The sequence below is a fragment of the Bradyrhizobium sp. HKCCYLR20261 genome (assembly GCF_051168435.1).
In the GTDB taxonomy this organism is placed as follows: Bacteria; Pseudomonadota; Alphaproteobacteria; order Rhizobiales; family Xanthobacteraceae; genus Bradyrhizobium.
In genome coordinates this window covers 647,913-674,324 of the sequence record NZ_JBNPUZ010000002.1, presented here as the reverse complement: position 1 = coordinate 674,324, position 26,412 = coordinate 647,913, and the positions used below count along the sequence as shown (strand labels likewise).

Sequence of the window (26,412 nt, the reverse complement as noted above, 5' to 3'; positions counted from 1 at the left end):
CATCGCACGCCGCCACTGGAGACCGACTGACGTGACCGAAGCGACCGCCACTGCCGCATCGTCGGCGCCGACCGAGCCGCGCGGCGATCTCTGCATCCGCACGCTTGCGATGCCGGCCGACACCAACGCCAACGGCGACATCTTCGGCGGCTGGCTGCTCAGCCAGATGGACGTCGGTGGCGGCGTGTTCGCCGCCAAGGTCGCGAAGTCGCGCACGGTGACGGTCGCGATCGAGGCGATGAACTTCCGCAAGGCGGTCTATGTCGGCGACCTCGTCTCGGTCTATGCGCATCTCGTGCGCATCGGCCGCACGTCGATGACGGTGCGGCTCGAAGCCTGGGTGCTGCGCCGGAAGGAGGAGCAGCCGATCCTCGTCACCGACGGCAACTTCACCTACGTCTCGATCGATGATGACGGCCGTCCGCAGCCGATCAAGCGTGATCCCGGCGTGCTGTCCGCGTGACGCGGCGGCCGCTCTGCCGCCGGATGATCGTTAACCCTCTGGTAACCTAACTGGCTCACGGCCACGGAACCCGGCTTCCGTGACGGCGTTCGCTCGTCGCAAGCACTTGCCGTGGCGGACACACTTCGATGTGTGTCGGAATGTTGATGTCCGTGGCTTGCGGGAATTCATCCACAACCAGGTCGCGCAATACTTGTTGCATCGACGGTATTATCGTAGTTATTGTCGCGCCGACCGTTGGGGGTACACGGTCGATAATCTCCTGGCCGCCGCCAGGAGAAGAGGAAGGGAGCTGTCTCCCGGGGGGAATAGCTGGTCCAACGAGGGATCGAACGCCGGGAGTGGGTGATGTCCAACGTCGATGAGAAGCTGACGACTGAAGTTCTGCGGAAGCTCCAGCAGCGGCTGCATCATGCCGAGGAGCGAATCGGCATTTACGAAGTGCAGCTCGGCATGTTTCGCGACCACTATGTGGAGATGCTGCGAGATCTCCGCACCATCTTCCAACTGCTCGGTCAGCATCATGACCGTCTGCACGGAGCCAAGGCGTCGCTGAGCGACGCAACGCTCGTCCCGGATGCCACGCGCTGATTCGCCGAGCGAAGCTCGCGGTCGTACGGCGTCGTCGCGTGCGTTGCAGCCAACATAACATCCACACAATTTGCTGTCGGAATCGGTTCATCACATCGGAATGCCCGGCTGCTCCCTGACCGGAACAAACGTCATGGAGTCCGGTTATACGCCCCGGAATGAACCACGGGATTCGCAATGTCCGACACCTACATCATCGAGGTCAGCTCTCAGGCGGCGGGGATCGTGATTCGCGATCGCGGCGGCTTCCGTTTCTTCGCGGCGTCGCACCGCTTCAATGCGCTCGAGGGCCAGATCTTCCGCAACGCCCGTGAAGCGGAACGTGCGGCCATGCGCATCGCCGCGGGCGAGTTGAGTGCGGCCGCCTGAGCGCGCCAACAGCTCGGCGCCAAGGCTGCCCACGTTGGCCGACGTGGCGGCCTGCAGAATGCGGGCAAGGGGATTGCTGCACTGCGCGCGTCGCCTCCCTGATTGACCCTTGACTCGATCAGCATCACCATGGTGCAGCTCAATTCGAAAGCTTGCCATGGCCGTGCTCTCCCAGCGTCAGACCGACATCCTCAACATCGCCCGTGCCTCCGGCCGCGTCATGGTCGAGGATCTGTCGCGCCGCTTCGAGGTGTCGGCGCAGACGATTCGCAAGGACCTCAACGATCTCTGTGAGCAGCGCGCGCTGACCCGCATCCACGGCGGGGCCATCATCGCCTCGGGGGTCGAGAACCTTGCCTATGAGGCGCGGCGCTTCGTCGCTGCCGACGAGAAGAAGGCGATCGGCGCGATCGCCGCGGCGCGGATTCCCAACGGCTCCTCGCTCTTCATCAATATCGGCACGACGACGGAGGAGGTGGCGAGCGCGCTGACCTCGCATCAGGACCTGCTCGTCATCACCAATAATCTCAACGTCGCGATGCTGCTCTATCCGCATCCGCGCATCGAGGTGATCGTCGCCGGCGGCAGCGTGCGGCGCTCGGACGGCGGCGTGGTCGGCTCGACCGCGACGCAGCTGATCGGCCAGTTCAAGGTCGACTACGCGATCATCGGCGCATCCGCGATCGACGAGGAGGGCGCACTGCTCGACTTCGACTATCGCGAGGTGCAGGTCGCGCAGGCGATCATCGCCAATGCGCGCAGCGTGATGCTGGTGGCCGATTCCACCAAGCTTCACCGCAGCGCGCCGGTGCGCATCGCCCATCTCAGCCAGATCCAGACCTTCGTCACCGACCGTCCCCTGCCGGACGGCTTGGCCAGCCTGTGCCACACCAGGGGCATCGAGGTGATCTCGGCCATGCCCGCCGACGAGGCGGAGGACACCGCCGAGGCAAACGAAACCGCGTCGTCCTCCGTGCTCCGCCGAGCCTGATCGCCCGCCACCCCTCAAGGCTGTTTGACTCCGGTTTGGGCAGGTTTTGCCCAATCGCGGCCCAATGTACGATTTTCGATTTGCTTTCACTTTCGTTTGTGTTTAACTCGAAACCGAAAGTGAAATCGCCGATTGAAGGCGATTGCTCGGGGGATGCGTCTTTTGGAGCGGATCTACGACCTCGCCATCATCGGAGGCGGCGTGAATGGCTGCGGTATCGCGCGCGATGCCGCCGGCCGTGGAAACTCCGTTTTCCTGTGTGAAATGAACGATCTGGCGAGCGGGACCTCGTCCTGGTCGACCAAGCTCGTCCATGGCGGCCTGCGCTATCTCGAATATTACGAGTTTCGCCTGGTGCGCGAGGCGCTGATCGAGCGCGAGATCCTGTGGCAGATCGCGCCCCACATCATTCGTCCGCTGCGTTTCGTTTTGCCGCACCATTCCGGCCTGCGCCCGGCCTGGCTGCTGCGCCTCGGCCTGTTCCTGTACGATCATCTCGGCGGCCGCAAGCTGTTGCCGCCGACCCGCTCGGTGAACCTGCGCAACGACGAGGTCGGCCGTCCGCTGATCTCCGGACGCTACAACAGCGGCTTCGAATATTCCGATTGCTTCGTCGACGATGCGCGCCTGGTCGTGCTGACGGCGCGTGACGCCGCCGACCGTGGCGCCGAGATCCGCACGCGCACGCGCGCCACCGAGATCCGGCAGGACGGCCAGGTCTGGCTGGTCACGACGGAGAACACGCAGACCGGCGAGCGCGAGACCATCAAGGCACGCGCGCTCGTCAATGCCGCCGGCCCCTGGGTCGAGCAGGTGCTGTCGACCGGCGCCGGCGTCAATGCCAAGGCGAAGGTGCGGCTGGTGCAAGGCTCGCATATCGTGGTGCGCAAGCTGTACGATCACGACCGCGCCTACATCTTCCAGAATGCCGACGGCCGCATCATCTTCGCGATCCCTTATCAGCAGGATTTCACGCTGATCGGCACCACCGATCGCGACTACCAGGGCGACCCGGCCAAGGTGAAGGCGACCGACGAGGAGATCGCCTATCTCTGTGCGGCGCTCGGCGAATACATCGCAAAGCCCGTGACGCCGGCCGACGTGGTGTGGAGCTATTCCGGCGTGCGCCCGCTGTATGACGACGGCGCCAGCGAAGCCAAGGCCGCCACGCGCGACTACGTGTTCGAGCTCGATACGCCGGGCGGTCTGCCGCTGCTGTCGATCTATGGCGGCAAGATCACGACCTATCGGCGCCTGTCGGAAGAGGCGCTCGAACGCCTTGGTCCTTATCTGAAGGGCGCGAAGGCGGAGGAGGGTTGGACCGGCAAGTCAAAGCTGCCCGGCGGTGACATGGCAGTCGACGCGGTCGCCTCGCTGATCGCGGATCTCCGCAAGGCCCATCCGTTCCTGTCGGATCCGCATGCGAAGCGCATCGCGCACGCCTATGGCACGCGCGCCAAGAGCATGCTCGCGGGTGCGACATCTTCGGCCGATCTCGGCCAGGATTTCGGTGGCACCTTGACGGAGCGTGAAGTCAGGTACCTGATGACGAATGAATGGGCGTTGACGGCCGAGGACATCGTGTGGCGGCGATCGAAGCTGGGATTGCGAATGTCGGCGGCCGAGATCGCCGCGCTCGATGCGTGGATCAACGCCAACCGCGAGCGCGCAGCCGTGACGGCGCGTGAATCGGGGGCGCGCGCATGAGCGTCACGCTCGATCACGTCTCCCGAGTCGTCGACGGCGTCACCACGATTCGCGACGTCTCGCTGACCCTGCAGCGCGGCACGCTGAGCGTGCTGCTCGGGCCCACGCTGTCCGGCAAGACCTCGATCATGCGGCTGCTGGCAGGGCTCGACAAGCCGACCAGGGGTAAGGTGCTGGTCGACGGCAAGGATGTCACCGGCGCCGACGTGCGGCAGCGCTCGGTCGCGATGGTCTATCAGCAATTCATCAACTACCCCTCGCTGACCGTCTACGAGAACATCGCCTCGCCGCTGCGCGTGCAGGGCAAGCCGCGCGAGGAGATCGAGAAGCGCGTGGCGGAAGCCGCCAGGCTGCTCCGTCTCGAGCCCTATCTCAAGCGCACGCCGCTGCAGCTCTCCGGCGGCCAGCAGCAGCGCACGGCGATCGCGCGCGCGCTGGTGAAGGGCGCCGACCTCGTGCTGCTCGACGAGCCGCTGGCCAATCTCGACTACAAGCTGCGCGAGGAATTGCGCGCCGAGCTGCCGCGCATCTTCGAGGCGTCCGGCGCGATCTTCGTCTATGCCACCACGGAGCCGTCGGAGGCGCTGCTGCTCGGCGGCCGCACCGTCTGCATGTGGGAAGGCCAGGCGCTCCAGGTCGGCGACACCGCGGCGGTCTATCGCCGTCCCGACACGCTGCGCGTCGGCCAGGTGTTCTCGGACCCGCCGATGAACACCGTCGATATTCAGAAGCGCGGGGACAGCGTGCATTATGCCGGCGACATCACCGCTCCCGCGGCCGGCCTGTATGCCGATCTGCCGGACGGCAGCTATCGCGTCGGCTTCCGGCCGCATCAGCTTGGTCTGGCCAAGGGCGACGGCAGCCACGGGCGCCATGCCTTCCCGGCCACGGTCTCCGTCACCGAGATCACGGGCTCGGAGAGCTTCGTGCATCTGACGCGCGATGGCCTGAACTGGGTGGCGGTGCTGCACGGCGTCCATGAATACGAGCCCGGCGAGGTCCTCGACGCCGTGCTCGATCCCACCAACGTCTTCGTGTTCGACGCCGGCGACCGCCTGGTCGCGGCACCGGCGATCTGAGGGAGACGCCGCATGGCCCGCATTGACCTCGTCGACCTCGCCCAGTCCTATCACGGCAACGATGCCGACATCGAAAGCTTCGCGCTGAAGCCGGTGACGATGACCTGGCGGCAGGGCGGCGCCTATGCGCTGCTCGGCCCGTCCGGCTGCGGCAAGACCACGCTGCTGAACCTGATCTCCGGCATCCTGACGCCGTCGCGCGGCAAGATCCTGTTCGATGGCAAGGACATCACGCAGGCATCGACCCGCGAGCGCAACATCGCGCAGGTGTTCCAGTTCCCGGTCATCTACGACACCATGACCGTCGGCGAGAACCTCGCCTTCCCGCTGAAGAACCGCGGCGTGCCCAGGGCCGAGATCGACAAGCGCGTCGCGGAGATCGCGCGTCTCCTGGACCTCACGCCGGATCTCAATCGCAAGGCGACGCGGCTGACCGCGGACGCCAAGCAGAAGATCTCGCTCGGCCGCGGCCTGGTGCGCTCCGACGTCGCCGCCGTGCTGTTCGACGAGCCGCTGACGGTGATCGATCCCGAACTGAAATGGCAGCTCCGCTCCAAGCTCAAGGCGCTGCATCGCGAGCTCGATCTCACGATGATCTACGTCACCCACGACCAGACCGAGGCGTTGACCTTCGCCGACACCGTCGTCGTCATGCATGACGGCCGCGTGGTGCAGAGCGGCACGCCGGCCGAGTTGTTCGACAAGCCCGCGCATACCTTCGTCGGCTATTTCATCGGCTCGCCCGGCATGAACATTCTCTCCGCCGAAGTGAAGGGGCGCGAGGCGCGCATCGCCGGTCACACGCTGTCGCTGGAGCGGAGCTACGATGCGCTGCCGGCGGGCGCCAAGATCGAAATCGGTGTCCGCCCGGAATTCGTCGACGTTGCGCAGCCCGGGCCGGGACTGCTCGATGCCAACATCGAACGGGTCGACGATCTCGGCCGTATCCGCTTCGCGCGCGTCCGCGTCGGCGACGCCAAGTTCGCCGCGCGGCTGCCGGCCGGGTTCTCGCCATCGGGCTCGGCGATCGGCCTGAAGTTCAATCCGGCCTATGTCCACGTCTATGCCGACAGCCGTCTGGTCGAGGGAGCCTGAGTGATGGACAAGACCATCAACAACAAGGCCTGGTTCCTGGTGCTGCCGGTGTTCCTGCTGGTCGCGTTCTCCGCGATCCTGCCGCTGATGACGGTGGTGAACTATTCGATGCAGGACACCTTCGGCAACAACCAGTTCTTCTGGAACGGCGTCGGCTGGTTCAAGGAGCTGCTCGATCCCTCCACCGATCTCGGCGGCCGCTTCCTGGCCTCGCTCGGCCGCAATCTGATCTTCTCGCTCGCCATCCTGGCGATCGAGGTGCCGCTCGGCATCGTCGTGGCGCTGTCGATGCCCCGCGCAGGCTGGACGGTTGCGTTCTGCCTGGTCGTGCTGGCGCTGCCGCTGCTGATTCCGTGGAACGTGGTCGGCACGATCTGGCAGATCTTCGGACGCTCCGACATCGGCCTGCTCGGCTATACGCTCAACGCCGTCGGGTTCGACTACAACTACGTGTCGAATGAGGCCGATGCCTGGTTCACCGTCATCGTCATGGACGTCTGGCACTGGACCAGCCTGGTGGCGCTGTTGTGCTATGCCGGCCTGAAGTCGATCCCCGACGCCTATTACCAGGCCGCGCAGATCGACGGCGCGTCACGCTGGGCGGTGTTCACCGCGATCCAGTTGCCGAAGATGCACCGTGTGCTGCTGATCGCCGTGCTGCTGCGCTTCATGGACAGCTTCATGATCTACACCGAGCCGTTCGTGGTCACCGGCGGCGGGCCGGGCAATTCGACGACCTTCATCTCGATCGAGCTCGTCAAGATCGCGCTCGGACAGTTCGACCTCGGCAAGGCGGCCGCGCTGTCGCTGGTCTACAATTTGATCATCCTGATCGTGTGCTGGGTGTTCTACACCATCATGACCAATGCCGGCGCCGAGCGCCGGCCGGTGGAAGGGGGCGCGTGATGAACACTATTCCGGGCCGCCGTATCATCATCTCGCTGTTCCTGGTCTTCCTACTGTTGCCGATCTATTGGCTCGTCAACATGAGCTTCAAGACCAACAACGAGATCGTCACGACGATGACGCTCTGGCCGCATCAGCCGACGCTGGCCAATTACGTCAGGATCTTCACCGACGAGAGCTGGTACTCCGGCTACATCAACTCGCTGAAATACGTCATCATCAACACCGTGATCTCGATCCTGGTGGCGCTGCCGGCGGCCTATGCGTTCTCGCGCTACCGCTTCCTCGGCGACAAGCATCTGTTCTTCTGGCTGCTGTCGAACCGCATGGCGCCGGCCGCGGTCTATGCGCTGCCGTTCTTCAACCTGTACTCGGCGATCGGCCTGTTCGATACGCCCTGGGCGGTGGCGCTGGCGCATTGCATCTTCAACATCCCGCTGGCGGTGTGGATCCTCGAGGGCTTCGTGTCGTCGGTGCCGCGCGAGATCGACGAAACCGCGTTCCTCGACGGCTATTCGTTCCCGCGCTTCTTCGTGAAGATCCTGGTGCCCTTGATCGCGAGCGGCATCGGCGTCGCGGCGTTCTTCTGCTTCATGTTCTCCTGGGTCGAACTCCTGCTCGCGCGCACGCTGACATCCGTGGACGCCAAGCCGATCTCTGCGGTGATGACCCGTACGGTGTCGGCGGCGGGCATGGACTGGGGCCTGCTGGCGGCCGCCGGCGTGCTCACCATCATCCCCGGCGCGCTGGTCATCTGGTTCGTCCGCAACTACATCGCGCGCGGCTTCGCGCTGGGGCGGGTGTGATGATGGCGTGCTCCGATCTTCGCGGCCTCTGCACCTCCCCCGCCTGCGGGGGAGGTCGCATCGCATCGCCAGATGCGATGCGGGTGGGGGCCTCTATCCACTCGGGCCGTCCGAATCGGGGCGCCCCCACCCCAACCCTCCCCCGCAAGCGGGGGAGGGGGCTCACCATCGCCTGGAGCTACTAGCCATGGACAGCATCGCATGGATGGCGTGGACCCTGCCGACCGCGATCTTCTTCGCCGCGCTGGCCTGCACGCTCGGGATCATGACGCTGCTTGCGGCGCGCTATCCGGAGGCGGAGCGGGTCGGTGTGCTGCGCATCCCGACGACGCGCGGTGATCGCCTGTTCATCTCGCTGATAACAGCCGCCGTTATTCATCTCGCATGGATCGGGCTGGTCGGCACCGATACGATTGCGACCTTGCCGATCGGCGAGGAAGGTTTTGAGGTTTCGAGCCTGTGGCTCGCGACCGCAATTTCGCTGGCATCAGCCGTTGCGATCTTTCGCACCGTCTGACGCAAGCGAAGAAGGGCAGATCCGGGGCCAACCCGGACCTGGATACGTCTGTCGCTGCAAGGAGGAAACCATGCGACACTTGAAACGGAAGCATCACCCAGGCAAGGCCAGCTATCTTGCGATGACCAGCGCGGTGGCGCTGTTTGCCGCGACCATGACGTTGTCCATCCCGGCGCTCGCCGACGACGCCACGATCCAGAAGTGGATCGACAGCGAATTCCAGCCCTCGACCCTGTCGAAGGAACAGCAGCTCAAGGAGCTGCAGTGGTTCGCGAAGGCGGCCGAGCCCTTCAAGGGCATGGAGATCAACGTCGTCTCCGAGACCATCACGACGCACGAGTATGAAGCCAAGACCCTGGCCAAGGCGTTCAGCGAGATCACCGGCATCAAGCTGAAGCACGACCTGATCCAGGAAGGCGACGTCGTCGAGAAGCTGCAGACCCAGATGCAGTCCGGCAAGAACGTCTATGACGGCTGGATCAACGACTCCGACCTGATCGGCACCCACTTCCGCTACGGCCAGACCGTCGCGCTCTCGGACTACATGAAGGGCGAGGGCAAGGACGTCACCAATCCCGGTCTCGACGTTGACGACTTCATCGGCAAGTCGTTCACGACCGCGCCGGACGGCAAGCTGTATCAGCTCCCGGTCCAGCAGTTCGCGAACCTCTACTGGTTCCGCTACGACTGGTTCACCAACCCGGACTACAAGGCCAAGTTCAAGGCCAAGTATGGCTACGAGCTCGGCGTTCCCGTGAACTGGTCTGCCTATGAGGACATCGCCGAGTTCTTCACCAACGACATCAAGGAGATCAACGGCGTCAAGGTCTATGGTCACATGGACTACGGCAAGAAGGATCCCTCGCTCGGCTGGCGTTTCACCGACGCCTGGCTGTCGATGGCCGGCAACGGCGACAAGGGCATCCCGAACGGCCTGCCCGTCGACGAATGGGGCATCCGCATGGAAGGCTGCCGTCCGGTCGGCTCCTCGATCGAGCGCGGCGGCGACACCAACGGTCCCGCGGCCGTCTACTCGATCACCAAATATCTCGACTGGATGAAGAAGTACGCGCCGCCGCAGGCGCAGGGCATGACCTTCTCCGAGGCCGGTCCGGTCCCGGCGCAGGGCAACGTCGCCCAGCAGATCTTCTGGTACACCGCCTTCACCGCCGACATGGTGAAGCCCGGCCTGCCGGTGGTGAATGCGGACGGCTCGCCGAAGTGGCGCATGGCGCCGTCGCCGCACGGCTCGTACTGGAAGGAGGGCATGAAGCTCGGCTACCAGGACGCCGGTTCGGCGACGCTGCTGAAGTCGACCCCGCCGGATCGCCGCAAGGCCGCCTGGCTGTACCTGCAGTTCATCGTGTCGAAGTCGGTGTCGCTGAAAAAGAGCCATGTCGGCCTCACCTTCATCCGTGAATCCGACATCTGGGACAAGTCGTTCACCGAGCGTGCGCCGAAGCTCGGCGGCCTGATCGAGTTCTACCGCTCGCCCGCGCGCGTGCAGTGGACCCCGACCGGCAACAACGTGCCCGACTATCCGAAGCTGGCGCAGCTGTGGTGGCAGAACATCGGCGATGCGTCGTCCGGTGCGAAGACCCCGCAAGCCGCGATGGACGCGCTCGCAGCCGCCCAGGACTCCGTCCTCGAGCGTCTCGAGAAGTCCAAGGTCCAGGGCGACTGCGGTCCGAAGCTGAACAAGAAGGAATCGGCCGAGTTCTGGTTCAACAAGTCGGCCAAGGACGGCAACATCGCTCCGCAGCGCAAGCTCGCGAACGAGAAGCCGAAGGGCGAGACCGTCGACTACGACACGCTGATCAAGTCGTGGCCGGCCTCGCCGCCGAAGCGCGCCGAGGCGAAGTAAGCCTTCGCGCTCGACCCTCGCTCGCCTGGACAGAGGCGATCCAAATCAAGAAGGCCGGGAGCAATCCCGGCCTTTTCCTTTGCCTACGACGTCAACGACTCCCGTTCTGGTCGGGATTTTTTCCCGGATCGTTGGGGACAACTTCCACACCTCAAGTGCCTTGAAGCCGATAGGCACAGGCGGCACTCTTTCACGATCGGGATGATCGCGACCTTCGCCGCGACTTTGCCCCAAGAACGCGACACAACAAGGCCTCGACACGATCCGGCGCTGCGCGATTCCGTGACGGCGCGACGATCGTGATCACCAATCTCGCGGGGCCACGAGGGAGTACGATCATGGACCAGGCACAGATCGCCAGTCTGGCGAGCCCGCTGCCCGAGGCGCTGTCGCCCTGGACGATGTTCCTGCAGGCCGACTTCGTCGTGAAGGCCGTCATGATCGGGCTGGCGCTGGCCTCGGTTGCGACCTGGACCGTGCTCGTCGTCAAGACGATCCAGCTGCGTTCGGCGCTGCGCAAGGGGCGGGCGGCGCTGAGCATCGCGGTCGCGGCGCGCTCGCTCTCCGACGCGACGGGCGGCGTTTCCGCCGAAGGCGGCGTCGTCAGCCGCCTGCTTGCCACCGCCGAGGACGAGATCGAGAAGTCGCGCGGGCTGCCGGCCGACGGCATTAAGGAGCGTGTCGCCTGGCAGTTCGAGCGGATCGAGGCGGCCGCCGTGTCGCGCATCGGCCGCGGCATCGGCATCCTCGCGACCGTCGGCGCCGTCGCGCCCTTCGTCGGCCTGTTCGGCACGGTCTGGGGCATCATGAACAGCTTCATCGGCATCTCGCATGCCCATACGACCAATCTTGCCGTGGTCGCGCCGGGTATTGCCGAGGCACTGCTCGCGACCGCGTTCGGCCTCGCCGCCGCGATTCCCGCCGTCGTCATCTACAACCTGTTCGCGCGCGCCACCGGCGGCTATCGCGCCGTCATCGCCGATGCGTCGGTCGCCGTGATGCGCCTGCTCAGCCGCGATCTCGACCGGCAGCACGCGGGCCCCGCTGAGGCCCGGCGCAGCGCCATCCGCGCGGTCGACGCGCCGCTGATGTCGATCGTCAATCCCGCGGAGTGAGCCATGGCGGTCAAGCTCGCCAAGCGTCCCGACGAGTTCGAGGAGACGCACGACATCAACGTGACGCCGTTCATCGACGTCATGCTGGTGCTGCTGATCATCTTCATGGTGGCCGCGCCGCTCGCCACCGTCGATATTCCCGTCAATCTGCCGGCGATCTCGGCCGAGCCGCAGCCGCGCGCGGAGACGCCGGTGTTCGTGACGTTCAAGGCTGACCGGTCGCTCGCCGTGGGTGATCAAAGCGTCGCGCAGGCCGACATCGCCGCCACGCTGGATGCGGCGACGAAGTCCGATCACGGCCAGCGCGTGCTGCTGCGCGCCGACCAGACGCTGCCCTATGGCGAGGTGATGGCGCTGATGAACACGCTGCGTCGCGCCGGCTACACCAAGGTGGCGCTGGTCGCGCTGGAAGACCGGGCCGCGCCGTGAGCGTCCTGACGCTCGATCCGTTCGACAATGAAGACCGCCGCGAGCGGGCGCTGTGGACGACGGCGGCGCTGGTGGTGGCGGGGCTGCATGTCGGACTCGCCATCGGCTATTTGCTGCTGCGTCCTGCTCCGCAAGGGCGCGCCGAAGCTCCGGCGTTCGATGTCGTGTTCACGCCGGCGGTCGTGAGCGAACCCGCTCCCGCGATCCAGGACACGCCACAGGCCGAGCCATCGACACCGGTCGAACCGCCAAAGGAAGAGGTCAAGGAGGAGCCCGTTGCGCGCGAGGCCGTCGCCGAGCCCGCGCCGCAGCCGTCCTCCGAGCCCGAGCCGCAGGTCATGGCGCAGCCGGAGCCGGTGCCCGACGTGATGCCATCGCCGGAGCCCGCTCCGCAGGTCGCGCTCGCGCCCGAACCGCCGCGCGCCGACGACGTCGTGCTGCCGCCGCCACCGCCGCCGAAGCCGGTCGAGGCCAAGCCGCCGGAAGCAAAGCCCGCTCCTCAGCCGGAGCGCGTCGAGCGCAAGCCGGTCGAGAAGAAAGACGCCAAGGAGAAGGCGGAGAAGAAGCCTGCGCCAGCCAAGCAGGTTGCGGCACTGCCAAGCCGCCCGGCGCGTTCGGCTGCTGCGCCGAATGCCGGTGCCGATAGCGAGGGGGCGCGTCAGGGCAGGGCCAGTTGGAATAGCGAGTTCATCGCCCATTTCCGGCGCTACAACACCGCGGCGGCCGGCGGCAAAGAGGGAGGATTGGTCAGCGTCAGCGCTGTCATCGCGCGCAACGGACGCCTCGTCTCGCGCCGGATCGCCGCGAGTTCCGGCTCCGCCACCGTGGACCGAGCCGCGCTCGAACTGGTCGATCGTGCCCAGCCGTTCCCGCCATTTCCGGCCGAGATGACCCAGGCGCAAACGTCGCTGGTCATCCCGATCCGCATGCGTCCCCAGTAAGCAAGATCGTGAGCGGCGACAGCGGCTTGGGATGCCGAATGAGATAGCGCTCGCGCTATTTGGAGCAGTCTGTCAAATCGGTGTCGCGCACGACGAACTGCGCGCCTTCCTTCAGCTCGATGTTCTTGGCGATGCAGGTGCGGCCGCCTTGTTCGGACAGCTTGATGTCGTAGCGCCCTGACTTGACGCCGGCCAGGGTCATGCGCTCGTTGTGGTCGACCATGCCCTCGTCGTCGTTCTTGCACTGGTCGGCACCCCAGTTCTTGGTGCCCGCGGCCGCCAGGTACATTTTCACGATCGTCTGCCCGGTGCGGTTGAGAAAGCGCGGCCCGTCCTCGGCTGAGGCGGCGGAGCCAGCCAGGAGGAGAACGGCACAGACGGTGACGGAGCGACGCATGACGAATCCTTTTGCTTGGATGGAGTTGGTATGAGCAGGGCGCGCGGAGATTCAGAAATCCTTGCCGATGCTGGTCTTGATCGCGAGGCCGCGCGAGGCATTCGTCAGGCCGTAGCCGACGCCGAAGCTAAACTCGAAACCCTTGAAGCGGGTGTCGGCCACCGCATAGAGCGTCTGCATCTGCTGATGCCAGGGCAGGATGTGGCCGATCGGCCCGAGATTGGAGAAATGCTCGATGCCAACCGTCCAGCGGTCGCTCAGGCGCTTGACGAAACGGACCGATGGCTCGAAGGCCGAGCCGGCGCCGACGACGCCGAAGGTCATGTTGGCGTTGAAGATCAACTGGTAGTCGTTGGGCAGATTGACGCCGACGATCGGCGTGATCATCTGCGACACGCGCGGCATGGCCTCCTGCACGAAACGAGGCGCGCCCGGCTGACCGGCGGCGCCCTTGTTGGCGACCCATAGATCCGGCGTCAGGCCGCCCTGCGGCGCCAGGATGGTGCGTGAGACGAGGCCGAGGAACACCGTGCGCTCGAGCCGGTCGCCCTGGATGAAGGTCTGGCGTATCGTCACGCCGCCGGACTGGAATGAGTAGCCGGGCACGCCATTGTCCATCACGTTGCCCAGTGCCATCGGGACGTTGGCGCGCGCGAACGCATAAGGCGAGGTCAGCGCGATTTCGTACCATTCGGTCGGCGAATAGCCGATCTCGGTCTCACCGGTCAGCGCGCGCTGCGGCACGCGGCGTCCGCCGTTCTGCTGCGGATTGAACGTGGTGAGATAGCCGAACCGCTGCTCGATCTGGAAGTGACCGGGGGAGGCGGGATCGTTACCCTGGATCTCTTCGGCCCGCGCAGCGAACGGCGCGAACAGGAGGGTGGCGGCGGCCATGATCCATCGCGATCCTCCTCGTCCAGATCGTCGTCTTGCAATGCCCGCCGATTGCATATCCTCGCGCTCCCCGTGACTTCAGCAGCTAACGAGTCGGAGCGGCAAAAAAATGCGGTGGTCTCGGCTGAAAGGTGACGCAATCGGGAACGATCCGTTGCGGATCGCCGCATTTCTCAGCTGATTGTTTGGTTCGAAGGCAATAGGGATGTTTCGGCAAGCCGATCGGGATATCTTCACCGATACAATATGGCGTCCCATCCGCGAATGAATCTCAGCGCTGCGATGAATGTGGCGTGTTGCAAACACATTGAGGTCATAGAGCGGGGAAAACATGCGCTGCAGCATGTATCGCTGATCGCCGCATCAGCCAGAGAATGGATGTGCCCGTGCTTCGCACTTTCGGTCATCGTCGCCGCCTATCTCTCCAGCCGATGCGGTCGGGACTGACGATCGCACTCCTGTTGTCCCTGCTGAGTGTGGTGCCTGGGGCCGCCGTTGCGGAAGAATCGCTGCGAGATCAGTTGGAGGCCTGGTGGAAGCAGACCCAGGTCGGCAAGCACGCGAGGAAGGGCTGCGCCAGATCCGAGCACGGCTGCGCCAAGCCCGTGATCGCCCGATCGCGCAACGGACGCGAAGCCGCGATGGCGCCGCCCGAGGCGGAGCATGGTCGCGTCACGCATGTCAGGCGCGCGTCGTCCGGAAAGGACGTCGAGGCCGCAGGGCAGGCGGCGCCGGCAGCGGACATGAGTATCGCCGAGGCGCCAAAGCCGCGACGCGCAGCGAAGCGGGGGCGCCACCTTGCCGCCAATGCCCGTGCCGAGGCGGGAGCAGGCCCCGTCGCCCGTGAGGATGGGCCGCGTCGCGACCGACCCGGGAGATATTTCCTGCATGGGCCCAGGTTCTAGTCCCGGCCCGCCTACAGTAAATTCCCGGACGTCTCGTTCTTGCACTTGCGAAATTGGAACACGTCCCATAGGTCAACGTCACGCGTCGCCGCGGTGAAACCGCTGGTGCGCGTCAACGTTGTTACCGCGCCCTTCATCGCCGCCCCCGTTGGACGGCGGAGACAAAGGATCAATTCGATGAATTGGAAACTGATGATGACGGCAGCCGCCGTCGGCATGGCTGCGATTGTCGGCGCTTCCACGATGGCGGTGAGCGCACCGGCTCCCTCGAAGCTGCTGGTATCCATCGACCCGGACAAGGACGGCACCGCCGACATGAACGAGGTTCGCGCCGCGGCCCTCGCGCTGTTCGATCGCCTCGATCGCGACCATGACGGCACGCTGGATGTCAAGGAACTGCGCGGCCGCGTCTCGGCCAAGGATCTCAAGGCCGCCGATCCCGACAATGACGGGACCCTGACCAAGGGCGAGTACATGGCGCTGGTCGAGGGCCGCTTCAAGGCTGCCGATCCTGACAATGACGGCACGCTCGACGCGAAAGAGCTGAAGTCGGTTGCCAAGCTTTTGAAGTAAGCACGCGGTCCGTCCCGGACCGTTCGACATGGGATGAGGCCCGCGACGGGACACCGTCGTGGGCCTTCTGCTTGTGGGCGCGGCTTGATCACGCGCCCGGCCGTGACATCTCCACCGCGAGGCGGACCAGGTCCGGCAGGCTGCGGGCACCGAGTTTTTGCCGCAGCCGGTAGGTCAGGTTGATGACCGTCTTGTAGCTGATGCCGAGCTGGTCGGCGATCGCCTGATAGGATTTCGCCTGCGCCAGCAGGGCGATCGCTTGGCGCTCGCGGGGCGTGAGCTGTGCGGTCGCGCCTCCATCGGCCTCGGTGCCCAACAGCGCAATACGCTTTGCGAGATCCGGGTCGAGATAGGTGCCGCCGCTCCTGATCTGCTCCAGCGCCCTGGGCAGTTCATGCGGCGGTGCATCCTTGAGCAGATAGCCGCTGGCGCCTGCGTCGATCGCGGAGCGGACGATGCGGGGGTCGGCCAGCATGCTGAACACCAGGATGCGGGCGCGCGGATCATGCGAGCGCATGCGCTCGATCAGGCCGATGCCGCGGCGCTCATCGCCGTGCAGGCGCAGATCGACCACGGCCGCATCGGGCCGGTCGCGAACATAGGCCTCGTAGCCGCTGTCCGCGTCATGCGCCTCGGACACGGCGCCGATTCCGGCCGCATTGAGCAGCCAGCGGCAGGCCGTGATCACGACCGGGTGGTCATCAACAAGCAGAACGCGATACATCCGAGTGACGGTCTTGCCCTGAAGGCGCAGGCGGCGCCGATGTGTTCTATCATCCCGGTTCCGTTGCAAACCAGCACCGGGTGCGACAATGCGGCGGAGCCGAGGGCGCACCAAGGCAAAATGATCGCCGATTTCCGGATTCGGGAAGAATCTCCCTAGGGAGGGAAGAATATTGCCCGTTGCGGCCGCTATGGGCGCTATTTACCAATATTACCGTTCGTAAAATCGTGTGAATCGACTGGATTTGGCGGGGGTGCAGCTCGTGGGGCGAGCTGGCGCCGGGTCGGGTCGATCAGAAACTGGGGGACGTCTTGACCAGACTCTCGGCGCTGAAGAGCGCACTTCTCGCGACGTGTGCGTTTCTGCCTGCAATGGCATCCGCGCAGGATGCTCTACCGACCTTTGATGTCGTCAACGTCTCGCCCGTACAGGGCAGCGAAATGGCGAGAGACAAGATCCCCTCCAACGTCCAGACGATCACCGCGAAGGATCTCGATCGCACCCGGACTCCGTCGCTGCTCGACGGCATTCTGCAGTCGATGCCGGGCGTCTCGCTCAGCGACCAGACCGGCAACCCGTTCCAGCGCGACCTCGACTACCGCGGCCAGACCGCCTCGCCGGTGCTCGGCACGCCGCAGGGCATCGCCGTCTATCAGAACGGCACCCGCATCAACGAGGCCTTCGGCGACATCGTCAACTGGGACCTGATCCCGGAGATGGCGATCGCGCGCATGACCTTGATGCCGAACAATCCGCTGTTCGGCCTCAACGCCACCGGCGGCGCGATGTCGATCGAGATGAAGAACGGCTTCAACTACCAGGGCGCCGAGACGCAGCTGTTCGGCGGCTCGTTCGGCCGCGTCCAGTCGGGCGCGCAATATGGCTGGAACAACGGCACCTACTCGGCCTATATCGCGGCGGAAGGCGCTTATGACCGCGGCTGGCGCGACTATTCCTCGGCCTCGCAGATCCGGCGCATGTATGCCGATTTCGGCGCGCGCGGCGACACGACGGAATTCCATCTCTCCTTCACCGGCGCCGACAACAAGCTCGGCTCGGTGGCGGCGACGCCGATCGAGATGCTGAACCGGCGCTGGTCCAGCGTCTACACCTGGCCGCAGTCGCTGCATCTGCAGATGCAGATGGTGCAGGCCAGCCTCAAATGGGCGCCGACCGATACGCTGTCGGTCCAGGCCAATGGCTACTACCGCAACTACAAATCCTCGCGCATCGACGGCAACGGCTCCGAAGTGGAGGACGACAACGGCGAGTTCGTCATCGAGGACGCCAACGGAAACGACCTCCCGATCAATCGCGCGGGCCCGACCGCCAACACGCTGGCGGGCAATATCGCGCTTGGCCAGATCGACCGCAATACGGTAAATACCGACAGCTATGGCGGCTCGCTGCAGGCGACCTCGACCACCCAGCTGTTCGGCCATGACAATCATTTCGTCGTCGGCGCCAGCGTCGATCACGGCAACACCAACTTCCGGGCGACCTCCGAGCTCGGCACCATCGACGACCGGCTGTTCGTGACCGGCCTCGGTGTCTACATCGATCAGCCCGATGCCGGCCTTGCGCCGGTCAACCTGAACGCCAAGAACACCTATCTCGGCATCTACGCCACCAACACCTTCGACATCACCTCGCAGCTGGCGCTGACCGCCGGCGGCCGCTTCAACTGGGCGCAGATCAACCTGCGCGATCAGACCGGATTCGCGCCGCTGCTCAACAGCAACAACAACTTCCAGCGCTTCAACCCGGTGGTCGGCCTGACCTACAAGATCACGCCCAACATGACCGCCTATGCCGGCTACTCCGAGGCCAACCGCGCGCCGACGCCGCTCGAGCTCGGCTGTTCGGATCCCGCCAATCCGTGCCTGATCGACAACTTCCTGATCGCTGATCCGCCGCTGAAGCAGGTGGTGTCCCGCACCATCGAGGGCGGCCTGCGCGGCGAGATCTCCGGCGGCCGCTCGGCGCTGGCCGCCGATCTGCCGGCCTATCGCAAGGCGCCGGTCAAGGCCCCGATCCTCGACGATGGCTGGCGGCTGCGCTGGGGCCTCAGCGTGTTCCGCACCGAGAATTCGGACGACATCATCAACGTCGTCGATCCGGCGAACCCCGTGCGCGGCTATTTCAAGAACGCCGGCACCACCCTGCGCCAGGGTGTCGAGGCCAAGCTCGATCTCGCCTGGAACCGGTGGAGCGCCTACGCCAACTACACCTTCATCGACGCCACCTTCCGCAGCGCCTTCGACGTGAACGATCCGTTCCTGGGCATTCCGGTCGGCGTCGTGTCCGGCAACCACATTCCCGGCATTCCGGCGCATCGCCTGAAGTTCGGGGCCGAATATGCCGTGACGGATGCCTGGAAGGTCGGCGCCAGCGTGAACTATGTCGGCACCCAGTATCTGCTGCGGGACGAGACCAATGTCTATCCGAAGGTACCGTCCTACTGGGTCGTCAATCTGAACACGTCCTATCAGGTGACCAAGAACGTCGAGGTGTTCGGTCTGGTCCAGAACCTGTTCAACCAGCGCTACTACTCGGCGGGCGCCGTATTCGACACGGCCGGCTTCAACACGGCCGGCGGTGGCAACGCGTTCGCCTTCAACGATCCGCGCAGCATGGTGCCGGGCATGCCGCTCGCCGCCTATGCCGGCATCCGCGCCAAGTTCTGACGCGTCGAGGACGGCGGCATCGCATAGGCGCAGTCGCGCCGCGCCACGGAAAGCCCCCCACCGTGGCAGGAAGGCCGGGAGAAATCCCGGCCTTTTCGTTTTTGGCTCGATGCCGGGAGGGGCAGGCGCCGGCGCGTCGCGGTCGTCTTCGCTCCGGAGCGGGGTGTCTTCCTATCCAATCAGTTGTGTCGATGCGGCGCTCTCCCATCGCAACAAATATAGGTGTGCCGACTAATTAGATTGTTAGTTGGAATTTGTCCCTATTATTTCGAGAAAGTTTCGCCTCGCAGCCTCTTGCCAAGGTTTCGATGCAATCGCTCATCAACAAGAAGCGTATGTATTGCGTAGTGTTGGGGGCGTCAGGTGAGTTCGAAGAACAGGAAGCGCAGCGAAGCAGCCGCCGCGAGTGTCGTGCTGTTGTCGACATGGATGGCTGCCGGCGAGGCGAGGGCGGAATGCACGACGCCCGGCGTGACCGTCACCTGCAGCGGCACCATCAGCACAGCGATCACGGTGTATGATGCGGCGGCCGCGATGGCGACGCCGGCCGGCGGCGGCAACGGCTACACGCCGGCCAACCCGGCTTTCCCGGCGACGGGCTACAATCCAAATCCGCCGACGGCGACCATCACGCTCGATTCCACCGCCGTCCGCAATCTTACCACCAACACCCAGACGGGCTTGGCCGACCGCGGCATGATCGCGGCCAACTTCTCCAATGACGAGGACCCCGCGGTCAACAACGTCATCATCAACAATGCCGGCTGGCTCAGCCTCACCACCAGCCAGCTCAGCGCCGGCCGGCTGCATGTCATCGTGGCCGACAGCCAGGTCAACAAGTTTACCGTCAACAATACCGGGACGCTTGCCGTCACCCAGAACTTCTTCGGCACGTTCGATCCGACCAAGCTGACGGTTTCGGTCGGCACGACGGCGTCCGCTCGCTACAACGGCACGAACCTCGCGATCATCTCGGCGCTGTTCTCCGACGACAACACCAACAGCTTCGTCGTGAACAACAAGGCCGGCGGCACCATCTCCGCGGCCGGCAACTTCGCCGCCGCCTATTTTGGCCGCGCCGACACCACGGTGACCAACTCCGGCACCATCGGCAACACCAGCTGGACGGCGGCCAGCCGGTTCTATGACGGCCACTGGGCCATCGCAGCCTTCGCCGGCGCCGAGTTCGAAACCATCCCCGGCAGCAACCCGGATTCGCCACTCTACAAGTTCGACTCCAGCGGCAACGTCACCGTCGCCGAGACCAAGGCGCTGACCTTGACCAACAATGCCACGGGCGTCATCAAGGGCGACATCCTGGCGCTGGACACCAATCCGCTGACCACGGCCGCAGGCCTTGCGACGGGCGCGACCTTCCCGCTGACCGGCAGCGGCTCGAACTCCGGCCCGCGCGACAGCGTCATCACCAATGCCGGCCTGATCCAGGGCAATCTCTATCTCGGTTCGGGCGAGCACGAGATCACCAACAGCGGCACTATCGCCGGATCGATCTCGGTCGATCAGAGCGCTTCGCGCGGATCGTTCGCCAAGGGCACGGCGGGCACCGTTGACGGCACATTCCGCAGCTCAGGCTCGGGCACCGACGCCAATGGCAACGCCTGTCCGGCGGCAGGGGCCAACACGGCCGATCCGCTCTGCGCCGCGACGACCTCGGTTGCCGCCACCTTCTTCGGCGAGCGCGTCTTCAATCTGGTCAACACCGGCAAACTCGGTGGCGACATCGTGATCAACGACCAGGACGGCGCGACCAACACCATCCTGCTCAAGGGAACCGGCTTCAGCGGCAATGTCGTCGCGCAGAATGGGCTCGGCACCAACGAGCTGACGCTCGACGGCGTGACCAGTCTGGCCAGCGTGGTCAATTTCGGCATGCTCGATCTGATGAAGTCGCAGGTCACGGTCAGCGGCGGCGCCGGCGTGCAACTCGTCGACGGCGCGGTGCTGCGCACGACGATCTTCGGCCCGGGCGGCACGGCGGCGTCGCCGTCGACCAGGCTCGGCAACATCACGGGCGACGTGACCTTTGCGGGGGCGGGGACGATCGCGCCGACGCTGCAAGGCATCGTCCGCAACGGTGACGTCTATCGCGTCGCGACCTCGGTGTCGGCGACCCCGCTCGACGTCGACTTCTCCAGCGCGCTGGTCGGCTTGACCGCGGATACGTCGACCGGCGCCTTGCTGTTGAAGGCGTCCGTGCGCTCGCCTGCCACGATCGCCGGCATCTCGCCGAGCACGCTGGCCGCCCTGAACGGCCTGTTCGCCTCCACCGGCGGCAATGCGCAGGTGCAGGCGCTCGGCGGCGCCGTGCAGAGCCTCGGCACCGACCGGGAGGTGCGCAATGCCGGCGACCAGCTGCGTCCGTTCGTCAATGGCGCACAGGTCCAGGTGCCGCTCAGCACCGCCGCGCTGTTCCAGACCCAGATCGACAACCGACTGACGGCCGCGGCCGCGTCGCCGAATTCGCGGGTGGCCTCCGCGTTCGCAGCGGAGACCGATCCTTTGACCTCGATGCTGATGGCGTTTGGTGCGACCAAGGCGCGCCCGGCGCTGAAGGCGCCGGCGCTCGTGCCAGAGCCGGAGCGGACCGTGTGGGGCAGCCTGATCGGCACCAATGTCTCGCAGCATGATGTGGCCGGCGTCGCGGGCTATTCCGGAAACACCGGCGGACTGGTGGCGGGTATCGATCAGCGGATCGATGCTGCGTCCCGCATCGGCGCCGCCTTCGGCTACGCCACCTCCAGCATGGACGACCGGACCGCTCCGGGCGACGCCGTCGGCATGCAGCATTATCAAGGCACGGTCTATGGCGCCTATGTGCAGCCGTCATGGTACGTCAACGGCTCTGCCGGCATCGCGCTGGTCGACTACACCACCACGCGGCGCATCAACTTTGCAGGCTTCAGCGACGCCGCCTCGGGCAGCCACAAGGGCTGGCTGACGACGGTGCGCGGCGAGTTCGGCATGCCGGTCCGGGTTGATCAGGCCGTGCTGACCCCGTTTGCCGGCGTGACCTATGCGCGTCTCGATCAGCAGGCCTACACCGAGACCAGCGCTGCCGGCGCGGCCCTGGCGGTCGCCAAGCAGACGACCAACTCGGTGCGCTCAAACCTCGGCCTGCGCGCGACCGTCCCCTTGCTCGTGACATCGACCTACGGCTTCGGCCTGGAGACCCTGGCGGCGTGGCGCCACGAGTTCGGCAACACGGCGCAGAACGTCACCGCGAGCTTCGCCGGCGGCGGCGCGACCTTCGTGGCCGCGGGTCCGTCGCCCGAACGCAACCTCGCCGAACTCGGTGCCGCGCTCAAGCTCGTGGCGTTCGGCGAACGCCAGTCGATCTCGCTCGGCTACAATGCCGTCGTCGGCAGCCAATATCTCGAACAATCCGCGGTGCTGAAGGTGCGCGCGGAGTTCTGAGGCGGGCGCATCCAAAGTCCAATGGGCGAAAGGCCGGGAGCGATCCCGGCCTTTTGTTTGGCGCGCGCGAATGAGGCTGGGGTGGGGAAGGGCGCGCCCGCGCCGCCGCTCACGCCGGACGACAGGCACGCTTCCTATCCGTGAGGTTCACGTCGGGCAATCGTCCCGCGGCCGTGGTGGGAGAGATCGCCGGGCGTGCCAGGAATTTGCGGGTCGCGTGCAATGAGCCGGGATCAACTACGTAGTTCGGCCACAGATCTCACAGAGCTATTGCGCATCCGTCGCAGCGAGCCATGAGGTGATGAACATGAGAAGTCAGTCGTCGATATCTGCCGCGAGCGTTTTTGCAGCGGCGTTCGCGCACGGTCTCATGGGCGGTTTTCCGGCTCCCGGCGCGATGGCGCGCGATCTGGACGGTCGCTACGTCAACTCGCCGCTGAAGGGCTGGTTCGAGGGCCTGCGCTCGAGCAAGGGGCCCTGCTGCTCGGATGCCGACGGCACGGCGCTGGCGGATGTCGACTGGGAGATGAAGGACGGCCGCTACCGCGTGCGCATCGAGGGCATCTGGTGGACCGTTCCGGATGAGGCGGTGGTGACCGAGCCCAACCGCGTCGGCAAGCCGATGGTGTGGCCGGTGTATTATCGCGAGCTCAATACGGGCCTGCGGATCGACATCCGCTGCTTCCTGCCGGGAAGCATGATCTAGTTCGATCGGCGCCGCGAATGCACCGCTTGTCGCTGAGCGGGAGGGTGGGCAAAGGCGCAAGGCGAGATGCCTGCCGGCATCATGCTCCGCTTGCTCGCGCGCCGTGCTCACCATTGGCTCCGCTTGCGTGGACGCATGGTGGGCACGCGCCGCCTCACGGCGGCGCTTTGCCCACCCGACGAGACCACGACTACTCGGCCGCCTGCGACGTCTTCAGCGTCGGATAGTCGGTGTAGCCCTTCTCGCCGCCGCCGTAGAGCGTGGCCCGGTCGAGTTCGTTGAGCGGGGCATTCGCCTTGAGGCGCTCGACGAGGTCCGGGTTGGCGATGAAGGGACGGCCGAAGGCAATCAGGTCGGCGGCATTGGCGTCGAGCTGCTTGTCGGCGAGCGCGCGATCGTAGCCGTTATTGGCGATGTAGGTGCCCTTGAAGCGCTTGCGCAGCGAGGCATAGTCGAACGGCGCGACGTCGCGCGGGCCGCCGGTGGCGCCCTCGATGACGTGGATGTAGACGAGGTTCAGCGCGTTGAGCTGGTCGACGATGTAGTCGAACAAGGCCTGCGGGTTGGAATCGCTGATGTCGTTGGCCGGCGTCACCGGCGACAGGCGGATGCCGGTCTTGTCGGCGCCGATGGCGCCCGAGACAGCCTTGGCGACCTCCAGCATCAGCCGGGCGCGGTTCTCGATCGATCCGCCGTAACCGTCCGTGCGCTTGTTGGCGCCGTCCTTGGCGAACTGGTCGAGCAGGTAGCCGTTGGCGCCGTGGATCTCGACGCCGTCGAAGCCGGCCTCGACCGCATTCAGGGCCGCCTGCCTGAACGCCTCGACGATTCCCGGGATCTCGTTGAGCTCGAGCGCGCGCGGCACCGAGACATCGGCGAAGGTGCCGCCGACGAAGGTCTTGGTTTTGGCCGCGATGGCCGAGGGCGCGACCGGTGCGCCGCCGTTCGGCTGCAGCGAGACGTGCGAGATGCGGCCCACGTGCCAGAGCTGAATGAAGATGCGCCCGCCCTTGGCGTGCACGGCGTCGGTCACCTTGCGCCAGCCGGCGATCTGCTCTTTCGAATAGATGCCGGGCGTGTCCTGATAGCCTTGGCCCTGCTGCGAGACCTGGCTGGCCTCGGAGATCAGCAGGCCCGCGTCCGCGCGCTGGGCATAATAGGTGGCCGTCAGCGGCCCGGCGGCGAGGCCTTCGCCAGCGCGGTTGCGCGTCAGCGGCGCCATCACGATGCGATTGGCCAGCGTGATCGCACCGAGCTTGGCGGGCTCGAACAGTTTGGATGTGCTCATCGGCTTTTCCTTTGCGGAGGGGACAGGTCAGGGTGAATTGTGCATCGCCGCAGACGGCACAATGGGCAGAGCCATTCAAAAAATGCAGACGGGTTCCGCGCGAGCTGTGCAGAACGGATGTCATCTCCAGCGCTCTCGTGGGAGGAGATCATGCTCGTGGCCAGTCACGATGGTCCCGCGCGCGGGATTACGGCAGCACCACTCCGGTCGTCAGAGCATCCTGGACCGTCGGCCCGATCGATTCGACCGCATGCTCCCGGTGGCTCTGGAGGACAGGGGAGAAGCCATCAGGCGTCAGGAATGCGCGCAACGACCTTCACCTCGAAATCGAACCCGGCCAGCCAATTAACGCCGACAGCGGTGATGTTCGGATAGGGTGGTTCACCAAGAAATTCGTCGCGGACTTTCAGCAGGGTGTCCATTTGCGATGGAGGATCGGTGAGAAACATCGTGACATCGACGATATCTGCGGAGGTGCAGCCCGCAGCACTCAACACCGCCTCCAGGTTCTGAAAGGCAAGCCTGACCTGACGTTGATAATCCGGCTCCGGAGAGCCGTCTTCGCGAGACCCGACTTGCCCCGAGACGAACAGGAGGTCGCCCGAGCGGATCGCCGCCGAATATTTATACTTGTCGTACAGCGCTTGGCGCCCGGCGGGAAACACAGCCTGTCGTCGCGTCATGATCGTCCCTCTCGTCATCCCCCCCGGATATATGGTCAAGAGGTCGGTATGACATGAGGTATTCGGTCGCGTTGGAACCGTCTCGGCTTCCGCGTCCGGCAAGCGAGAAGCCTGTTGCGGTACAGCGCGACAGCTACGAGCGCGGGCCTACGGCAGAGCAATTCCGGTCAATTCGCCTAGTCTCGCGATCAGCCCGTCCTGGAACGCCGGATCGGCCGCTTCGCGCGCCGGCTCCTGCTGCCGGAGGTGATGCCAGTAGCGGCCGCTGACCTGCACCTCGGCATCCTCACTGACGGCGAGCCAGGCTTGCGTCCGTTGTCCGGTGTCGATGTCGACAGGCGCGCCCGCTCCGCCCATGCGTGTGCGCACCCAGCCGGGGTCGACGGCGTTGCTCAGCACCTGGGGCCAGCGTCGCGCCAGCGCAAATGCCAGGGCCACGACCTGCAGCTTGGTCTCGGCATAGGCCTTGGCCGAATCCCAGGGCCGCTTGGTCCAGTCGAGATCCGCCAGCGAGCCTTCGCCGCCGCGATGCAGCCCGCTGCTGAGATACACCAGCCGGGCCGGGCGCTCGATCAGCGCGGTCAGTATGTAGGGCGCGAGGGTGTTGACGGCGAAGGTGATGGCGTGGCCTTCCGGAGTGTCGCCGCGGCCCGGCTGCGTATAGACGCCGGCATTGTGGATGACCGCGTCCATGCGGCCGATGGCGTTGATCTGGTCTGCAACAAGCCGTGTCTCCTCAGCACTGCTGAGATTGCCCACCGCGATCCCGGCCGCCCGCGATCCCAACTCGCCCAGGACTGCGGCGCGGTCGGCTGTCCGCGCGTGCAGCACCACGCGATGTCCCAGATCGAGCAGCGATTGCGCGGCGGCGCGGCCGAGCCCATCGGTGCTGCCGGTGATGAAGACGATGGCCATGGATGATCCTCCGAACGCGTCAGGCTGTCCCGCTCGATCGTCGCAGCGGCAAATCACAACGCTCCGGGCGCGATCATGGCACCATCAGCTCATTGCGGCTCGTAGCCGGGCTTCTTGTAGATCGTACCGGCCTTGTCGATGATGTCGGGCCCGTACACCTTGGCCGTCCATTCATTCGCGGCGACATCCTCGATGCCGACCGAAATGGAATCTTCGGTGGAGTTCAGCGTGCGCATCACCGCTTCGGTGAGCGCCTTCGCGAGCGCCTGCTTCTGCTGTTCGGTCCTGCCCGGGTAGAGCTTGACGATGACGTGAGGCATTGGCCTTATCCT

At 65.4% G+C, this 26,412-nt stretch carries 26 protein-coding genes; 18 read left to right on the top strand and 8 right to left on the bottom strand.

Annotated features, from left to right (window positions below; all coding sequences use genetic code 11):
- Nucleotides 1-31 precede the first annotated feature (31 nt).
- The 14 genes from ACQR1L_RS06745 (at nt 32) to ACQR1L_RS06680 (ending at nt 12,873) form a co-directional block, all read left to right on the top strand.
- Nucleotides 32-463 carry an acyl-CoA thioesterase gene (locus tag ACQR1L_RS06745; RefSeq protein WP_434857139.1) on the top strand — a complete coding sequence of 144 codons (432 nt, stop codon included), beginning with the start codon at nt 32-34 and terminating at the stop codon, nt 461-463.
- Nucleotides 464-811: 348 nt separating this feature from the next.
- A complete protein-coding gene (locus tag ACQR1L_RS06740) occupies nt 812-1,054 on the top strand; it encodes a hypothetical protein (RefSeq protein ID WP_434857138.1) in 243 nt (80 codons plus the stop codon).
- 177 nt (nt 1,055-1,231) lie between these two features.
- Complete coding sequence (locus ACQR1L_RS06735) at nt 1,232-1,423, top strand: hypothetical protein (RefSeq protein ID WP_434857137.1); 192 nt, start codon at nt 1,232-1,234, stop codon at nt 1,421-1,423.
- Between the two features lie 157 nt (nt 1,424-1,580).
- Nucleotides 1,581-2,414 carry a DeoR/GlpR family DNA-binding transcription regulator gene (locus ACQR1L_RS06730; protein WP_434857136.1) on the top strand — a complete coding sequence of 278 codons (834 nt, stop codon included), beginning with the start codon at nt 1,581-1,583 and terminating at the stop codon, nt 2,412-2,414.
- Between the two features lie 153 nt (nt 2,415-2,567).
- The gene (glpD, locus tag ACQR1L_RS06725) at nt 2,568-4,121 is read left to right on the top strand and encodes a glycerol-3-phosphate dehydrogenase (RefSeq protein WP_434857135.1); all 1,554 of its coding nucleotides are present in this window, start codon (nt 2,568-2,570) and stop codon (nt 4,119-4,121) included.
- On the top strand, nt 4,118-5,200 hold the full coding sequence (locus tag ACQR1L_RS06720; protein WP_434857134.1) for an ABC transporter ATP-binding protein: 1,083 nt from the start codon (nt 4,118-4,120) through the stop codon (nt 5,198-5,200). The genes glpD and ACQR1L_RS06720 overlap by 4 nt, the downstream gene beginning before the upstream one ends.
- A 12-nt stretch (nt 5,201-5,212) precedes the next feature.
- Nucleotides 5,213-6,295, top strand: coding sequence for an ABC transporter ATP-binding protein (locus ACQR1L_RS06715; protein ID WP_434857133.1), 1,083 nt, complete (start codon nt 5,213-5,215; stop codon nt 6,293-6,295).
- A 3-nt stretch (nt 6,296-6,298) separates the two neighbouring features.
- Entirely contained in the window at nt 6,299-7,201 is a 903-nt protein-coding gene (locus tag ACQR1L_RS06710; protein ID WP_434836420.1) for a carbohydrate ABC transporter permease, read from the top strand.
- Nucleotides 7,201-8,007: a carbohydrate ABC transporter permease gene (locus ACQR1L_RS06705; RefSeq protein ID WP_315721400.1), complete on the top strand. Its 807-nt coding sequence runs from the start codon at nt 7,201-7,203 to the stop codon at nt 8,005-8,007. Before ACQR1L_RS06710 ends, ACQR1L_RS06705 begins: the two co-directional genes overlap by 1 nt.
- A gap of 187 nt (nt 8,008-8,194) precedes the next feature.
- Nucleotides 8,195-8,524, top strand: a complete 330-nt coding sequence (locus ACQR1L_RS06700) for a DUF2160 domain-containing protein (RefSeq protein ID WP_434857132.1) — start codon at nt 8,195-8,197, stop codon at nt 8,522-8,524.
- A gap of 121 nt (nt 8,525-8,645) precedes the next feature.
- Complete coding sequence (locus ACQR1L_RS06695; protein ID WP_434836470.1) at nt 8,646-10,388, top strand: ABC transporter substrate-binding protein; 1,743 nt, start codon at nt 8,646-8,648, stop codon at nt 10,386-10,388.
- Between the two features lie 338 nt (nt 10,389-10,726).
- Nucleotides 10,727-11,503, top strand: coding sequence for a tonB-system energizer ExbB (gene exbB / locus ACQR1L_RS06690; RefSeq protein ID WP_434857131.1), 777 nt, complete (start codon nt 10,727-10,729; stop codon nt 11,501-11,503).
- 3 nt (nt 11,504-11,506) lie between these two features.
- The gene (gene exbD / locus ACQR1L_RS06685; RefSeq protein WP_434857130.1) at nt 11,507-11,932 is read left to right on the top strand and encodes a TonB system transport protein ExbD; all 426 of its coding nucleotides are present in this window, start codon (nt 11,507-11,509) and stop codon (nt 11,930-11,932) included.
- Entirely contained in the window at nt 11,929-12,873 is a 945-nt protein-coding gene (locus tag ACQR1L_RS06680) for a TonB family protein (protein WP_434857129.1), read from the top strand. The genes exbD and ACQR1L_RS06680 overlap by 4 nt, the downstream gene beginning before the upstream one ends.
- A gap of 55 nt (nt 12,874-12,928) precedes the next feature.
- Here the strand turns inward: ACQR1L_RS06680 and ACQR1L_RS06675 are convergent, their stop codons facing one another.
- Together ACQR1L_RS06675 and ACQR1L_RS06670 are read right to left on the bottom strand one after the other, a co-directional pair.
- The gene (locus tag ACQR1L_RS06675; protein WP_434857128.1) at nt 12,929-13,270 is read right to left on the bottom strand and encodes a hypothetical protein; all 342 of its coding nucleotides are present in this window, start codon (nt 13,268-13,270) and stop codon (nt 12,929-12,931) included.
- A gap of 51 nt (nt 13,271-13,321) precedes the next feature.
- Nucleotides 13,322-14,164 carry a hypothetical protein gene (locus ACQR1L_RS06670; protein ID WP_434857127.1) on the bottom strand — a complete coding sequence of 281 codons (843 nt, stop codon included), beginning with the start codon at nt 14,162-14,164 and terminating at the stop codon, nt 13,322-13,324.
- A gap of 1,121 nt (nt 14,165-15,285) precedes the next feature.
- Between ACQR1L_RS06670 and ACQR1L_RS06665 the strand changes: the two genes are divergently transcribed.
- Nucleotides 15,286-15,642 carry an EF-hand domain-containing protein gene (locus tag ACQR1L_RS06665; RefSeq protein WP_434857258.1) on the top strand — a complete coding sequence of 119 codons (357 nt, stop codon included), beginning with the start codon at nt 15,286-15,288 and terminating at the stop codon, nt 15,640-15,642.
- A gap of 88 nt (nt 15,643-15,730) precedes the next feature.
- Here the strand turns inward: ACQR1L_RS06665 and ACQR1L_RS06660 are convergent, their stop codons facing one another.
- Nucleotides 15,731-16,366, bottom strand: coding sequence for a response regulator transcription factor (locus ACQR1L_RS06660; protein WP_434857126.1), 636 nt, complete (start codon nt 16,364-16,366; stop codon nt 15,731-15,733).
- A gap of 311 nt (nt 16,367-16,677) precedes the next feature.
- Between ACQR1L_RS06660 and ACQR1L_RS06655 the strand changes: the two genes are divergently transcribed.
- Nucleotides 16,678-19,053 (top strand): TonB-dependent receptor, encoded by a 2,376-nt coding sequence (locus ACQR1L_RS06655; RefSeq protein ID WP_434857125.1) that lies wholly within the window; start codon nt 16,678-16,680, stop codon nt 19,051-19,053.
- A 359-nt stretch (nt 19,054-19,412) separates the two neighbouring features.
- On the opposite strand, the gene ACQR1L_RS06650 is transcribed toward ACQR1L_RS06655, so the two are convergent.
- A complete protein-coding gene (locus tag ACQR1L_RS06650) occupies nt 19,413-19,535 on the bottom strand; it encodes a hypothetical protein (RefSeq protein WP_434857124.1) in 123 nt (40 codons plus the stop codon).
- On the opposite strand from ACQR1L_RS06650, the gene ACQR1L_RS06645 reads away from it, so the two are divergent.
- Together ACQR1L_RS06645 and ACQR1L_RS06640 are read left to right on the top strand one after the other, a co-directional pair.
- Nucleotides 19,525-22,488: an autotransporter domain-containing protein gene (locus ACQR1L_RS06645; RefSeq protein ID WP_434857123.1), complete on the top strand. Its 2,964-nt coding sequence runs from the start codon at nt 19,525-19,527 to the stop codon at nt 22,486-22,488. The genes ACQR1L_RS06650 and ACQR1L_RS06645 overlap by 11 nt on opposite strands.
- Nucleotides 22,489-22,858: 370 nt before the next feature.
- Nucleotides 22,859-23,194, top strand: coding sequence for a hypothetical protein (locus ACQR1L_RS06640; RefSeq protein ID WP_434857257.1), 336 nt, complete (start codon nt 22,859-22,861; stop codon nt 23,192-23,194).
- A gap of 190 nt (nt 23,195-23,384) precedes the next feature.
- On the opposite strand, the gene ACQR1L_RS06635 is transcribed toward ACQR1L_RS06640, so the two are convergent.
- The 4 genes from ACQR1L_RS06635 to ACQR1L_RS06620 all read right to left on the bottom strand — a co-directional run bounded on the left by ACQR1L_RS06635 (nt 23,385) and on the right by ACQR1L_RS06620 (nt 26,400).
- A complete protein-coding gene (locus ACQR1L_RS06635; protein WP_434857122.1) occupies nt 23,385-24,482 on the bottom strand; it encodes an alkene reductase in 1,098 nt (365 codons plus the stop codon).
- Between the two features lie 287 nt (nt 24,483-24,769).
- Entirely contained in the window at nt 24,770-25,165 is a 396-nt protein-coding gene (locus ACQR1L_RS06630; protein WP_434857121.1) for a RidA family protein, read from the bottom strand.
- A gap of 147 nt (nt 25,166-25,312) precedes the next feature.
- Entirely contained in the window at nt 25,313-26,080 is a 768-nt protein-coding gene (locus tag ACQR1L_RS06625; protein WP_434857120.1) for an SDR family NAD(P)-dependent oxidoreductase, read from the bottom strand.
- Nucleotides 26,081-26,169: 89 nt separating this feature from the next.
- The gene (locus tag ACQR1L_RS06620) at nt 26,170-26,400 is read right to left on the bottom strand and encodes a tautomerase family protein (RefSeq protein ID WP_434857119.1); all 231 of its coding nucleotides are present in this window, start codon (nt 26,398-26,400) and stop codon (nt 26,170-26,172) included.
- Between the last annotated feature and the right edge of the window lie 12 nt (nt 26,401-26,412).